Here is a 13,342-nt window from a genome sequence, read left to right as displayed (position 1 = left end):
GCTGCCAGATGTGTGTGAGCCACAGCAGTGACTGCGCTTGTCAAAACTCCTTCTGCCCGCCCAACTCAATGACATTGTCTACCGGAATCATGAATTGTTCGTGAGTACGCAAGGCATTACGTTGCAAGAATAAAAATATCCCTCCACGTAACTTGCGTAACCCTGCGCGTTTTTTCATTACAAGCGTGTCATGCGCAGTGAAGACAGAGGTGTCGTTTAATTTCATGATAAGCCCCTCCAGGCCACACAAGTGCAGGATCTCTGGCATTGCAGGGGTTTCCTGCCAGCCATAGGAGGCTGTAACCAGCCAGAAGCTGGATGACAATTTTTGTATAACCAGACGCTGCTGGTTAGCCACTCTTGGGGCATTGGCTGTGTTGATGTGCAAAAAGACAACCCGTTCATGCAATACCCGGTTATGTTTCAGGTTGTGCAACAGTGACTGGGGAATCTCATAAGGCTTGCGCACCAAAAAGATAGCCGTTCCTTTAACCCGTTTTGGCGGTGACTCCTCCAGTGAATTGACCAGATTCTGGAGACGTTGTGGGTCATTTCCCAGCCGGTGGATAAGGCGCGCCCGCTCGGTATACCAGATAAGCATGATGGCCAGCATGGATAATCCCAGTACGACAGGGATCCATCCACCGGAAAATAATTTCCCAAGGTTGGCTAAAAACAGTGGAATATCCACAGCCAACATGGTTATCAACATGAGAGAGGTAACAAATCCAGGCCAGCGCCATTTATGCCGGGCAATGATAACAAGCAGGCAGGCTGTCAGTACCATTGTACCGGTAACCACAATGCCATAGGCAGAGGAGAGTGCCGAAGAGGACTTGAAGACCACGACCACAACCGTGACAGCGGAGAACAGAATCCAGTTAACCACCGGGATATAGATTTGCCCGACTTCTCTTGAGGAAGTAAATACCACTCGGGTTGGTGGTAAAAAGCCCTGGCGAATGGCCTGATAAGTCAGGGTATAAACACCGGAGATGACTGCCTGAGCAGCAATAATGGTGGCAAAGGTAGAGATAATCAATAATGGGATTTGTGCCCAGTCTGGTGCCAGAAGGTAAAAAGGGTTTTGTACCGCATCCGGATTATGCAGGACCAGCGCACCCTGGCCAAAATAGTTGATAACCAGCGCAGGCATTGCAATCAGCAACCATGCCAGCCGGATGGGATTTTTACCAATATGTCCCATATCTGCATAAAGTGCCTCCGCACCGGTGACTGCGAGCACCACCATCCCGATAGCGGCAAGGGATAATGACGAGTACAGGCGGAAAAACTCAAATGCGTAAATGGGGTTGAGGGCGTGTAAGACGGTTGGGTTAATTTGTATTCCCCGCACGCCTAACACCGCCAGCGAACCGAACCATACCAGCATAATCGGCCCGAAAATTTTACTGACTTTTTCAGTACCATTACGCTGGACAAGAAACAGTGCGGCAAGGATGCAAATTGATGCCGGAATGATATACGTTGCCAGGGAAGGTGCAATAATTTCCACACCTTCAATTGCTGACAGCACGGAGATTGCTGGCGTAATAATGCCATCTCCATAAAAAAACGCCCCGCCAGTCAACCCGGCCAGCAGGATAACTTTTCCTGCCGCTCCGGTAATCGTTTTTTGGGCCAGTGACATTAGTGTCAGGATCCCGCCTTCACCATCGTGGTCAGCCCGCATGACAAAACCAGCATATTTGATAGTGACTATAAGTGTAAGTGCCCAAAAAATGAGTGAAAGAAATCCCATGACACCCGCCTGGGTTGGTGCGCCATTAGGAAGAACTGACAGGCACTGCTTGAGTGTATAAAGTGGGCTGGTCCCTATATCGCCAAAAACGATACCTGCAGAAGCCATAATTGCAGCAGGCAGAGACGGTTTATGCGCCGTAGGCATTTTTCATTATTACCTGTGAAAATATTTGTATAAAAAATAATCGCATGGAGATGCGAATAATGATTTCCAGCGTGTAAGCGTTACTGAAGTCGCTGAACTACACAAGCAAAAATGCAAAATAAGTGTGTCACGTTATTTTAGTGAAGATTAGGGGATTTCGTTGTTAATGATGGCAGGAACAGAGGGGAAAGATGTTCGGTATTCAGATAGAAAACCCCCTGCAGGCAGGGGGAGTGATAACGTTGCGTGAGCCGGGTTTAACTTAGAACTGGTAAACCACGCCCATTGCCACGACATCGCTGGTGCTGACACCGGCAGCGCGGGAGAAATCACTGTCGTCTATCATGTTGATTTTGTAGTCAACAAACGCATTCATGTTTTTGTTGAACGCGTAGCTGGCACCCAGGTCAACAAACTTGATCAGGTCCTGCTTGCCATAAGCAACACCATTGGTGCCGGTAGATGCACCCAGTTTAGAGGCACGAGTCTGGTTGTACGCAACGAACGGAGTTAAACCGAAGTCGAAGGTATAACCCGCGTAGGCTTCAAAAATCTGGGATTTGTTCGCGTAACCATAGACATCGCTATCAGAAGAACCGAAGCGGGAGGCATTGTAGGCCTGGGTGTACATAACAGCCAGGTAAGCGCCGTTGGCTTCATATCTCAGGGCGGCAGCATAGGCTTCTGCACGGTCGCCGTTACCCATTACCGCTGGATTATTCTGGTCAGTAGTACGGTCAGAAGAGAAGAATGAACCCGCCACGCTGACACCTGCGCCAATATCATAGCTCAGGGACATGCCGTAACCGTCACCATTCTGGCGCAGCACGTCACGCGCACCCGGTTCGCCTGCACCACCATTTTTACCCTGGTACTGCATAGCAAAGTTCAGGCCGTCTACCAGACCGAAGAAATCGTTATTACGCCAGGTCAGCAGGCCATTACCACGGTGGAACATGAACTGGTCAGAGTTATAGGTCATGCCATCGAACTCTGGCTGCATGTCGGTGTAAGACAGCGTATCGTACAGCACGCCGTCGCTACGGCCATAATCCAGAGAGCCATAATCGCCAAATTTCAAACCCGCGTAGGCGAAACGCGTAAACATCTGGTCGTGTTGATCTTCGGAAGTATTGGCATTTGCCTGCATTTGCCAACGGCCATAACCAGTCAACTGGTCATTAATTTGGGTTTCACCTTTAATACCAAGACGCATGTAGCTCTGGTCGCCATCCTGTGAATTATCATTAGAGATATAACGCATACCTTCAACGAAACCATCCAGATCCAGTTTGTTGCCGTCTTTATTGTAAATTTCAGCTGCATGTGCCGCTTGAGCTGCAATCAGGCTGGTGAGCAGTACGCCCAGAACCTTACGTTTCATATTTAACCCTCTGATTATTGCCACTGTTTTATTTGATGTGTTTCCCCGATTTCGATAAAAGCAGGCACAAGAATAGCGGTATTAGCACTATTCATGGCTGTAATTCCTGCAGTTATAAATATCCGGGCTGCACATATTCGTTGATTGCAAAAGAATCATAAAATAATACGAATTGTGCATGGCGATTATTTCGCAGACACAGATTTATCATTCTGTGTCAGGTTAAGTAAACAATCATTTAGAATGTTCGCACACATTGATAAAAATAATGTGGAACTATTTCAAATTGGGCGATGGCGCACAGATTGATAATATTTACGCAGGGTGTGGGAGTACTATTTTCTCCGTTATTATTACCCTTTGTTAGCCTGGTTTATTGTTGGCTAATCATGGTTTTCTTTCTGTGTCCGCAGATTATCTGCCGGTGAAACACCCGGCAGTTTTTATTTATTTGTGCTGCTTTGGGGTTATTTAAATCTCCGAAGGGATTAACTGTGCGAGAAATAAAATATACATTTATTGCGGTGGTTAATTCAGGTAATTAACTTAATAAGCATCGTGGCCCGGGAGGAAAACAGCAATAGCATGTTTAAAACGCCAGGTAACGTGACGGTAATGCAGTGATGCCACGCACCTATGCCGGAAAGGGCACAAATGCGTGGCTATAACCCTAAGCTGTTAACACCAGAATCAGGGTGTAACCTTACCCAGTACACTATCCTGCTGGCAGCTTTCACCGGCAGCAATCTGGATTGACAGCACTCCGCTGCTGGCTGCAAGTACCGGCACTTCCATCTTCATGGCTTCCATTACCGCCAGGGTCTCGCCTTCACTGACTGTTTCGCCGGAGGTTTTAAGCCAGCGCTGCACAAGGCCGGAGATGGGCGCAGTGACTGCACCGGCAACCTGTAATGCACGGGGCGCTTCACCGGCGCTTGCCGGAACAGCACTGGAGGCAGCCTGAAAACTGGCCGGGAGAGCCAGTTGATGGCGGCGCCCGTCAATTTCAATCCAGCAACGCTGTAGTGGGGCATTGCCGGGGGGGAAAGGGCGCACCTGTACGGCAAGCTCAGCAGAGAAATCAGTTTCAATCCAGCGTGTATGGACGCTAAAGGTTCCGGTAAAATCCGGAGAATTGAGTACCGCTTCATGGAAAGGAAGCACCGATGCCACGCCTTCGATACGAAAAGCGTTGACGGCCTGGCGGGCGCGCGCCAGCGCCTGGTCGCGGTCGGGCGCCCAGATAACCAGTTTCGCCATCAGTGAATCATAGAAGCCAGAAATGGTGTCTCCCTGGGTAACGCCGCTGTCTACGCGCACCCCTGGGCCACCAGGCAGATCAAAGCGGGTAATCGTGCCTGGTACCGGGAGAAAACCTTTTGCCGGGTCTTCTGCATTAATACGCAGTTCAATGGCGTGGCCGCGCGGAACCGGTGGCGTGGTGATACTCAATGGTAACCCCTGGGCAACGCGTAGCTGTTCTTTGACCAGATCCAGACCGCTGGTTTCTTCAGTTACCGGGTGTTCAACCTGCAAACGGGTATTGACTTCAAGAAACGACAACACGCCATTGGCACCCAGCAAAAACTCTACCGTGCCTGCGCTGCGGTAACCGGCACGCTGGCAAATAGCCTGTGCTGCACTGGCAATCTGTGATTCGATTTCAGCACTGAGAAAAGGGGCCGGGGCTTCTTCTACCAGCTTTTGGTTACGGCGTTGCAGGGAACAGTCGCGGGTTCCCACTACGACTACATGGCCCTGTTCATCGGCGATAACCTGCGCTTCAATATGGCGCGGGCGGTCGAGATATTGTTCAACATAGCATTCACCGCGCCCGAAGGCTGTCAGCGCTTCACTGACGGCTGACTGGTAAAGTGTGCTGATTTCCTCACGTTGCCACGCCACTTTCAACCCACGCCCGCCGCCACCAAAGGCGGCCTTGATGGCAACGGGCAGGCCGTGTTCATCGGCGAAGTGAATCACGTCTTCTGCGCAAGAAACCGGGTCTGGCGTACCTTTAACCAGCGGCGCGCCAACCGCCATGGCAATTTTCCGCGCCTGGACTTTATCTCCCAGTTGCTCGATGGTTTCCGGGCGCGGGCCAATCCAGATAAGCCCGGCGGCTTCCACGGCACGGGCGAACTCAGCTCGCTCAGACAAAAAGCCGTAACCCGGATGCACCATGGTGGCTTCACAGCGGCGGGCAACGTCGATCAACTGTTCGATATTCAGATAAGTCTCTGCCGGGCTGCTTCCGGGTAATGCCCAGGCTTCACCGGCCAGGCGGCAATGCAGGCTGTCGGCATCCGGGTCTGAATAGACCGCGACACTGGCAAAACCGTATTCATGGCAGGCCCGGATAATGCGAACCGCGATTTCGCCCCGGTTAGCGACGAGCACTTTGTGCGGGGGAACGGTGGCAACAGCACTCATTCTTCATACTCCTCAAAAACAGTAAAAGGGCGAATGGCCCGAAAGCGAATCCGGCAACCTGGCGGTAACTGGCCAGCAATATCAAGGTGGTAGTGGGCGACCGCGCCAATCACCGGGTAACCGCCGGTTAATGGGTGGTCTGCCAGAAACAGAACCGGTTGCCCGTTCGCCGGAACCTGGATGGCACCAATGCAAGTACCTTCACTGGGCAATTCGCGGTTGTCACTGCGGGTAAGGGGGAACTCGCCCTGTAACCGCAGGCCAATGCGGTTGGATTGTGGCGTGACCTGCCAGCACTGGCTGGTGAGCCGGGTCAGCGCTTCGTCGCTGAACCAGCCGCAGCGCGGCCCGGGGATGATATCCAGCGTGATAGTCTCACTGGGTGCAGGTAATAAAGGCAGGCCCATGGCTGCAGGTTGTACCGCACTGTGTGGCGGCGTGTTGCCTGCATACAGGTGAGTGCCAGCCTGTAATGGTTCCGGGCCGACTTGCGCGAGAGTATCACGCGAGGCACTGCCCAGTTGTGGCGTAACGGCCCAGCCGCCACGGCGCGCAAGGTAACTACGTACGCCGCGCGCTGGCGCTCCCAGGCGTAACTGGTCGCCAGCTTCAAGTGCCAGGGGCGCTTCTGCGCTGGCGGTAAAATGTGTGCCGTCTGCACAGCTAACCATGACCGGGCAGGGTGCGCCTGTCAGCGCAACGACCATTGGGGCAAGAATACTGGCGCTGAACCCACCGGCAGTAATTTCCAGTGCGGGCAGGTGGCTTGCGTTGCCAACCAGCCAGTTGGCGCGCCGCCAGGCGGCCTGATCAAGCGCGCCAGAAGGGGATATCCCCATGCTTGCCTGGCCTGCGCGCCCGGCATCCTGAAACAGGGTTTGTAAACCTGGTGAGGTCACTGACATTACTGCGCTACCGGAAACCGGTTGTTGCAGGGGCTGTGGTTTTACCACCGGCACACAGACCGGAGAGCGAGTGGCATCGACAAACTGTACCTGCATACCGGGTTGCAATAACGCGGGCGGCTGTCTGTCCAGGGCAAACAGTGTTTCTGCGGTGCGGCCAATTAATTGCCAGCCTCCGGGGCTTGCGTGAGGGTAAATACCGCTGAATTCCCCGGCAAGGCCAACGGAGCCTGCCGGAATACGGGTGCGAGGGCTGGCGCGTCGGGGAACCTGGATACCGGCTTCGCGAGAAACAAGGTAAGCAAAGCCCGGAGCAAAACCACAAAAGGCCACCTGCCACAAAGAGCCAGTGTGGCGCTGAATGAGTGTCTCAACACTTAACCCGAGGTATTCCGCCATTTCGCCCAAATCATCACCAGTATATTGAACGGGTATGTTGACTACTTTGCCTGCGCGCTGAACTTGCGCCTGGCCGTCGAGCTGGCGAATGGCAGCAGATAACTGGCGGCCCTGGGTGAGTGTTGGATCAAAATGGATAAGCAGGGTACGGGCTGCAGGAATGATTTCTTCCACACCCGGCAATGGCGTAGCCTGTAAGGCGGCGAACACAGCCAGCGTGTCATCCAGTGTGTCCAGCTCCACTAAAAAACTGGACAGGCTGCAAGGTAAAAATCGCACGTTACATCCTTATTATTGTTGCCAGGCGGCGTCCGGAATATCGGTGATAAACATGTGCCCGGGGGCATGGCTTACAGCAAATGGCACCCGCGATGCCATCACCGCCGCCTGCGGTGTTACGCCACAGGCCCAGAACACCGGTACTTCTCCCGGGCGGAGAGTTACCGGGTCGCCAAAGTCAGGTTTGCTGATGTCCTGAATACCCAGCGCTTGTGGTTCACCAATATGTACTGGTGCGCCATGTACGGCCGGGTAACGGGCAGTAATAGTGACAGCAGCGGCAACCTGGTGAGCCGGAACCGGCCGCATGGAGACCACCAGTTCGCCTTTCAGCCTGCCTGCCTCACGGCAAGGGCGGTTGGTCCGGTACATCGGCACATTGCAACCTTCGCTGATATGGCGGACATCAATACCTGCCTGTATCAGTGGTGTCTCGAATGTGAAGCTGCAGCCAATCAAAAAAGTGACCAGGTCCGGGTGGCTTTGCCAGATTTCCCGGGCATCGGTGACTTCTTCTGTCAGTTCACCATTGCGCCATACCCGGTAACGTGGAATGTCCGTATCCACCCGGCTTCCGGCTGCCAGCATGGTATGGCATTGCCCGGCTTCGAGGACATCAAGCACCGGGCAACTTTGTGGGTTGCGTTGCGCGTAGAGCAGAAAATCAAATGCCCAGTCCTGTGGCAGGGCTATCATATTTGCCTGGGTCATGCCCGGCGCCATCCCGGCTGTCGGTTTGTCGTAACCTTTACGAATACGCAGGCGTGCCTGTGCCGCTTCTTCCAGCGCTTGCGGTGTTGCAGGGTAATTCAGGTTCATCTCTGCTCTCCCTGGCAAAAAGGCGCAATGTGGATACCTTCCTGCTCCAGCGCTGCCCGCACTTTAATTGCCATCTCTACGGCACCCGGGGAATCACCATGCACGCAGATACTTTGGGCGGATATGGGCGTAAACACACCTTCAACTGACACCACGCCGCCTTCACGCACCAGTTGCACCATACGGCGGGCAATGGCCTGTGTATCGTGTAGCACGGCACCGGCTTCCCTGCGTGAAACCAGCGTGCCGTCCTGGTGGTAGGCCCGGTCGGCAAAGGCTTCAGCTACAACCTGCAACCCCTGCTCGCGGGCAAGCTGTGCCAGGGGAGAACCGGCAAGCACCACCAGTGGTAAACGGGCATCATAGTCTTTAATCGCATTAATGACCGCCATCCCCTGGCGCCTGTCGTGGGCAATGGTGTTGTATAACGCCCCATGGGGTTTGACATAGCTCACTCTGGTACCTGCTGCACGGGCAAGGCCCGCCAGTGCGCCAATCTGGTAAATTACGCTGGCAGTCAGGTCGTCATCTGCCATGTTCATTTCCCGGCGGCCAAAACCCTGTAAATCCGGATAGCCCACATGCGCGCCACAACACACCTGATTGGCGGCAGCGGCCTTGAGTGTGGCCCGCATCCCCGCCGGGTCACCGGCATGGAAACCACAGGCAATATTTGCGCTACTCACCACAGTCAGCATGCGTGCGTCATCACCCATATGCCACTGACCAAAGCTTTCGCCAAGATCGCTATTAATATCAATGGTATTCATAGGCAGCCTTATGCAATTTTCAGGAAATTAAAAATAGTGGAAACCGACATGATAGCCATATACCAGGTCATAATGCAGGTTATCAGACCCAGCCACAGCAACCAGCGTGGGTAGCGGTAACCGTCCATCAGGTCTGCCCGACGCCAGCCAACCCACAGAAATAAGGTTAAGCCCAGTGGAAGCACCAGACCATTGAACCCGCCAGCAAACACCAGCAGGGCGGTGGGGGCTGTACCCAGGGACAGATACACGGCCAGGGTGAATGCAATAAATACCAGTGTGGCGATATTGCGCTGGCGCTCAGTAATCCCCGGGCGGAAAACGGAAATGAAGGAAACGGATGTCCATGCTGCACCTATCACACTGGAAAGCGCGGCTGCCCACAGTACAACGCCAAAAATGCGCAGGCCAACGTTACCGGCCGCTGCCAGGAAAGCCTGAGAAGCCGGGTTCGCATTGTGGCTGGAGAGATCAATGGTTACGCCACTGGCGACTACGCCAAAAATAGCCAGAAACAGCACATAACGCATGATACCGACCACAATAATCCCGCGGTTGGCGGCTGCAGAGACTTCTTTGATATGTTCTTTGCCGCTGATACCTTTATCCAGCAGGCGGTGAGCCCCCGCGTAGCTGATGTAACCACCAACCGTGCCGCCAACGATGGTGGTGATTGCCGCAAAGTTAATATTGCTGGGGAATACCGTCTCGCGCAGTGCCATGCCTAATGGTGGGTGTGAAACCAGTGCCACATAGAGTGTCAGCACTATCATGACAATTCCCAGCACAATAAGCATGCGGTCAAGCGCCACACCGGCACGGCGTGAAGCAAAAATATAAATCGCAATACCTGCGCTGATAAGCCCACCCAGTTTAGGGCTCAGGCCAAACAAGGCATTCAGCCCTAAACCGGCACCCGCGATGTTGCCAATGTTGAACACCAGCCCACCAAAGATAACCAGCACCGCCAGCAGGTAGCCACTGCCTGGGATGGCCCGGTTAGCTACTGCTGCTGCGTTCATTTGTGTCAGTGTTACCACGCGCCAGATATTTTGCTGTACGACAAAGTCAATCACGACAGATGCCAGAATACCAAACGCGAATGCCGCGCCCAGGGTAGCGGTGAAAGTAGCGGTTTGGGTAATAAAACCCGGGCCGATTGCCGAGGTGGCCATCAGGAATATGGCGGCGAGAAGTGATGAACGCCGGTTTTGAACAAAGCTTTGTTGCTGATTAATGTTATCAACTGCCATTGCATGCACTCCAGTCGGGGGGATGTCATGTTGTTAAGCAAAAATCATTCCATTGTTGGGTTAAATTTATTTTATTGTTCATCAATAAAAAATAAATTGTTGAACAATATTGACCATAGCGGAAAAAATGCAGATGTAAAATATTTGTTAATGCATAGTTTTGAAAGAGTGAAGCAACACACAAAAACAGCGGTGCACAGCAATGAGGCGTTGGATGCACTGGCCTGGTGCGTTGTGCGCTGTTTTGTCTGTAATAATGCCGGGGAGGTGGGCGGGTAAGTTGCTGCTCCTGCTGGATTATGGGAATATTGCCGCTTGTTCCCCGTTGGTGAGAGGCAGATGAGAGAACCTGCAGAGCCTGTACTGAGCGAAATGATTGCTCAGGCATTACGTCAGAAAATTATTGCCGGCGAGTTACTGCCTGGAGCCCGCCTCTCGGAAAGGGAATTAACCAGTCAGTTGGATATTTCGCGTAACACGTTACGCGAAGTTTTTCGTTTGCTTACTCAGGAAGGGCTGTTGCGTTACCAGCCAAACCGGGGCGTTTGCGTGGCGGTGCCCAAAGATGCCGATATCATAGATATTTACCGCATCCGGCGGTTGATTGAATGTGATGCATTGCGTAATGCTTACCCATACCACCCGGCGATTACCATGATGGAGCGTGCTGTTGATGACGCGCGTCGTGCTTTGCGGGACGAAGACTGGGGGGAAGTGGGCACCGCGAATATGCAGTTTCATGCAGCCATTGTTGCACTTTCAGACAGCGAGCGCCTGATGCGGCTGTACCAGCATATTTCCGCAGAGTTACGCCTGGCCTTTGGGCAACTGGCGGATAAAGAGATGCTGCATTCACCCTATGTGGAGAAAAACGCGGGGATAATCTTATTGCTGAAAGCGGGTGAGAATGATAATGCGGCGGCTACCCTTGAAACCTACCTGAATATTTCTGAACGCACTATTCTGGCTGCGCTGGCGCGCAGCCGGTAATTGCTCCAAAACCCTGGCGGTTACAGGCCTGCAGGGCGTGGTACTTCAATATAATGACCTGCCACGTCCCGTTCATAGTAGTGACCGTCACTTACGTAATAACGGCGGCCATTAAAATCGAGCGGGTGGAGTGCACCCGATGACGGCACTTCCACGACGGTAGTGGCCGGTGGCTCTACTACAACATAGTGGTCATTCTGGCGCTGGTAGTAAATACCGTTTACCACATAGTATGTCAGCCCGCCAATCAGTAGTGCAGTGGCAATACCCGGCAGGATATCCACCCGGTGACCGGGGTGAAAAAAAGGTGCCGGACCATGGTGAAAAAATGGATCCGGGCCATGGGCAAAAAATGGACCCGGGTGAGCCTGGGCGAGCGGAGCCAGGCTGGTTAGTGCTGCGGTAAACAGCATTAGCAAAGAAATCTTTTTCATATACAACCTGCCTTTGTCAATACGACGCGTCCTGTACTGCGGAGCACCGTGTGCTATACCCTGGACGTTTGCCTTGCCAAAAACGGGCAGGGCGCGAACACTGCGGGTATATCCTTAATGGCATAGTAGGGGCGTGAACTGCCAGACTCAATCAGACAACGACAAGTTTCATGATTAATCCACAGTTGTTACCGGGCGTTACGTCATGTTGATAAGGTTAATTGGGCAGAGGTTTGGTGACTGTCTGGTTTGGCCGCCATTGGGGATGTTTTCCCCGCAATAAAAATGATCCCGACTTTTGTATACTGGCTGTCGACTTTATCACTGTATTTACATGCTTTTGCTATTTTAGTGTTCATTTCCCTGTCTTGTTAATGCATCTGTGTCACGAATAATAATTTACGGCTATTTTCGTGGTGCCTGTCCGCGCTGTTTTTCGTTGTCCGATTTTTTCTATTTTTCTGTTTGCTGCTCGTGAATGATGCCTGAAACCGCTAATGCTTTGCCTGGCAAATAGCTGGCGGAACAGTAAGACATCGCAACAGCAATAACAATAAACCACTGCAAACAAGGAACAGGACTATGGCTGAAAATACGCGCATTGATTTTCTCTACCTCTCCGAGCAGGACATGATCCGCGCTGGTGTTACCGATATGGCTGCCTGTGTGGATACCATGGAAGCCATGTTTGGCCTGTTGTACCACGGTGATTACCGGATGGCCGGTGCCAATAACGACTCGCATGGTGCCATGGTGACATTCCCTGAACATTCACCTTTCCCCTCCATGCCAAAACCTACGGCAGATCGTCGGTTAATGGCGATGCCCGCTTATCTGGGTGGTCAGTTCGGTACCGCAGGCGTGAAATGGTATGGCTCAAATATCGCTAACCGGGAAAAAGGCCTGCCCCGGTCCATTTTGATGTTCACTCTCAGCGACGCCGACACGGGCGCACCCCTGGCGCATATGTCGGCAAATTTACTTTCAGCTTACCGCACCGGGGCGGTACCGGGGGTTGGGGCCCGGCACCTGGCGCGCAAAGATGCTGAAGTGATTGGGTTGCTTGGCCCGGGTGTGATGGGAAAAACCGCTGTAGCCGCGTTTCTTGCCGTATGCCCGAGTGTTCATACCATCAAAGTGAAAGGCCGTGGGCGCCATAGCCTGGATAACTTTATTACCTGGGTAACGGAAACCTGGCCGCAAATTACCACCATTGAGGTGGTCAACAGCCTGGAGGAAGTGGTGCGGGGCGCGGATATTGTCACCTATTGCAGTTCCGGCGAAGTGGGTGACCCGGCAACCTATCCGGTGGTGAAACGGGAGTGGGTTAAACCTGGTGCGTTTTTAGCCATGCCCGCCGCCTGCCGGCTTGATGAAGGTATGGAACAGGACGATGTACGCAAGGTGCTGGATAACACCGGGTTGTATCGCGCCTGGTTTGAGGAAGTCCCCAAACCTGCTCATCACCATATTCCGGTTATTGGTGTGCGTTTTATGGACATGGTGGCTCAGGGGCAAATGGCGGCAGGGCAACTGGAGGACATTGGACGTATTGTGGCTGGTGATGCGCCTGGTCGCCAGAACGATGAGGAAATTATCATTATGTCGGTGGGCGGAATGCCAGTTGAAGATGTTGCCTGGGGAACGGTGGTGTACCGCAACGCAGTAAAAAAAGGGATTGGTGTGAGCCTGAATCTGTGGGAAACCCCGGCCTTACGCTGAAGCTGTTACGGGAACGCAGCCCAAACCGGCTGCATTTAGCGGATT

Annotated in this window: 11 protein-coding genes; 3 read left to right on the top strand and 8 right to left on the bottom strand. The window is 53.0% G+C overall.

What is annotated here, in order from left to right; all coding sequences use genetic code 11:
• Positions 1-40: 40 nt before the first annotated feature.
• The 7 genes from kup to A9B99_RS03005 form a co-directional block, all read right to left on the bottom strand.
• Positions 41-1,909 carry a low affinity potassium transporter Kup gene (gene kup, locus A9B99_RS03035; RefSeq protein WP_064594510.1) on the bottom strand — a complete coding sequence of 623 codons (1,869 nt, stop codon included), beginning with the start codon at positions 1,907-1,909 and terminating at the stop codon, positions 41-43.
• Between the two features lie 262 nt (positions 1,910-2,171).
• Positions 2,172-3,293: a porin OmpC gene (gene ompC, locus A9B99_RS03030; protein ID WP_064594508.1), complete on the bottom strand. Its 1,122-nt coding sequence runs from the start codon at positions 3,291-3,293 to the stop codon at positions 2,172-2,174.
• A 690-nt stretch (positions 3,294-3,983) separates the two neighbouring features.
• Positions 3,984-5,726, bottom strand: a complete 1,743-nt coding sequence (locus A9B99_RS03025; RefSeq protein WP_064594506.1) for an acetyl/propionyl/methylcrotonyl-CoA carboxylase subunit alpha — start codon at positions 5,724-5,726, stop codon at positions 3,984-3,986.
• On the bottom strand, positions 5,723-7,309 hold the full coding sequence (locus A9B99_RS03020; RefSeq protein ID WP_064594504.1) for a 5-oxoprolinase subunit B/C family protein: 1,587 nt from the start codon (positions 7,307-7,309) through the stop codon (positions 5,723-5,725). Before A9B99_RS03020 ends, A9B99_RS03025 begins: the two co-directional genes overlap by 4 nt.
• 12 nt (positions 7,310-7,321) lie before the next feature.
• Positions 7,322-8,128 carry a putative hydro-lyase gene (locus A9B99_RS03015; RefSeq protein ID WP_064594502.1) on the bottom strand — a complete coding sequence of 269 codons (807 nt, stop codon included), beginning with the start codon at positions 8,126-8,128 and terminating at the stop codon, positions 7,322-7,324.
• Entirely contained in the window at positions 8,125-8,898 is a 774-nt protein-coding gene (locus A9B99_RS03010) for a LamB/YcsF family protein (RefSeq protein WP_064594500.1), read from the bottom strand. The genes A9B99_RS03015 and A9B99_RS03010 overlap by 4 nt, the downstream gene beginning before the upstream one ends.
• Before the next feature lie 8 nt (positions 8,899-8,906).
• Entirely contained in the window at positions 8,907-10,151 is a 1,245-nt protein-coding gene (locus tag A9B99_RS03005) for an NRAMP family divalent metal transporter (RefSeq protein ID WP_064594498.1), read from the bottom strand.
• Positions 10,152-10,178: 27 nt separating this feature from the next.
• Between A9B99_RS03005 and A9B99_RS03000 the strand changes: the two genes are divergently transcribed.
• On the top strand, positions 10,179-10,430 hold the full coding sequence (locus A9B99_RS03000; RefSeq protein WP_064594497.1) for a hypothetical protein: 252 nt from the start codon (positions 10,179-10,181) through the stop codon (positions 10,428-10,430).
• 60 nt (positions 10,431-10,490) lie between these two features.
• The gene (locus A9B99_RS02995) at positions 10,491-11,141 is read left to right on the top strand and encodes a GntR family transcriptional regulator (protein ID WP_064594495.1); all 651 of its coding nucleotides are present in this window, start codon (positions 10,491-10,493) and stop codon (positions 11,139-11,141) included.
• A 20-nt stretch (positions 11,142-11,161) separates the two neighbouring features.
• Here A9B99_RS02995 and A9B99_RS02990 read toward each other — a convergent pair whose 3' ends face one another.
• Positions 11,162-11,575: a DUF6515 family protein gene (locus A9B99_RS02990; RefSeq protein ID WP_064594493.1), complete on the bottom strand. Its 414-nt coding sequence runs from the start codon at positions 11,573-11,575 to the stop codon at positions 11,162-11,164.
• A gap of 582 nt (positions 11,576-12,157) precedes the next feature.
• Between A9B99_RS02990 and A9B99_RS02985 the strand changes: the two genes are divergently transcribed.
• Complete coding sequence (locus A9B99_RS02985; protein ID WP_064594492.1) at positions 12,158-13,297, top strand: tyramine oxidase subunit B; 1,140 nt, start codon at positions 12,158-12,160, stop codon at positions 13,295-13,297.
• Positions 13,298-13,342 lie beyond the last annotated feature (45 nt).

This window comes from Mangrovibacter phragmitis, assembly GCF_001655675.1.
Classification (GTDB): domain Bacteria; phylum Pseudomonadota; class Gammaproteobacteria; order Enterobacterales; family Enterobacteriaceae; genus Mangrovibacter; species Mangrovibacter phragmitis.
This window is presented reverse-complemented; position numbering and strand designations above follow the sequence as displayed.

Excerpts from the sequence above, each read along its gene's own strand:
- A9B99_RS03000 (WP_064594497.1), top strand. The coding sequence starts at position 10,179 with ATGTTGTTAAGCAAAAATCATTCCATTGTTGGGTTAAATTTATTTTAT.
- A9B99_RS03025 (WP_064594506.1), bottom strand. The coding sequence starts at position 5,726 with ATGAGTGCTGTTGCCACCGTTCCCCCGCACAAAGTGCTCGTCGCTAAC.
- A9B99_RS02995 (WP_064594495.1), top strand. The coding sequence starts at position 10,491 with ATGAGAGAACCTGCAGAGCCTGTACTGAGCGAAATGATTGCTCAGGCA.
- A9B99_RS02985 (WP_064594492.1), top strand. The coding sequence starts at position 12,158 with ATGGCTGAAAATACGCGCATTGATTTTCTCTACCTCTCCGAGCAGGAC.
- ompC (WP_064594508.1), bottom strand. The coding sequence starts at position 3,293 with ATGAAACGTAAGGTTCTGGGCGTACTGCTCACCAGCCTGATTGCAGCT.
- A9B99_RS03015 (WP_064594502.1), bottom strand. The coding sequence starts at position 8,128 with ATGAACCTGAATTACCCTGCAACACCGCAAGCGCTGGAAGAAGCGGCA.
- A9B99_RS03005 (WP_064594498.1), bottom strand. The coding sequence starts at position 10,151 with ATGGCAGTTGATAACATTAATCAGCAACAAAGCTTTGTTCAAAACCGG.
- A9B99_RS02990 (WP_064594493.1), bottom strand. The coding sequence starts at position 11,575 with ATGAAAAAGATTTCTTTGCTAATGCTGTTTACCGCAGCACTAACCAGC.
- A9B99_RS03010 (WP_064594500.1), bottom strand. The coding sequence starts at position 8,898 with ATGAATACCATTGATATTAATAGCGATCTTGGCGAAAGCTTTGGTCAG.
- kup (WP_064594510.1), bottom strand. The coding sequence starts at position 1,909 with ATGCCTACGGCGCATAAACCGTCTCTGCCTGCTGCAATTATGGCTTCT.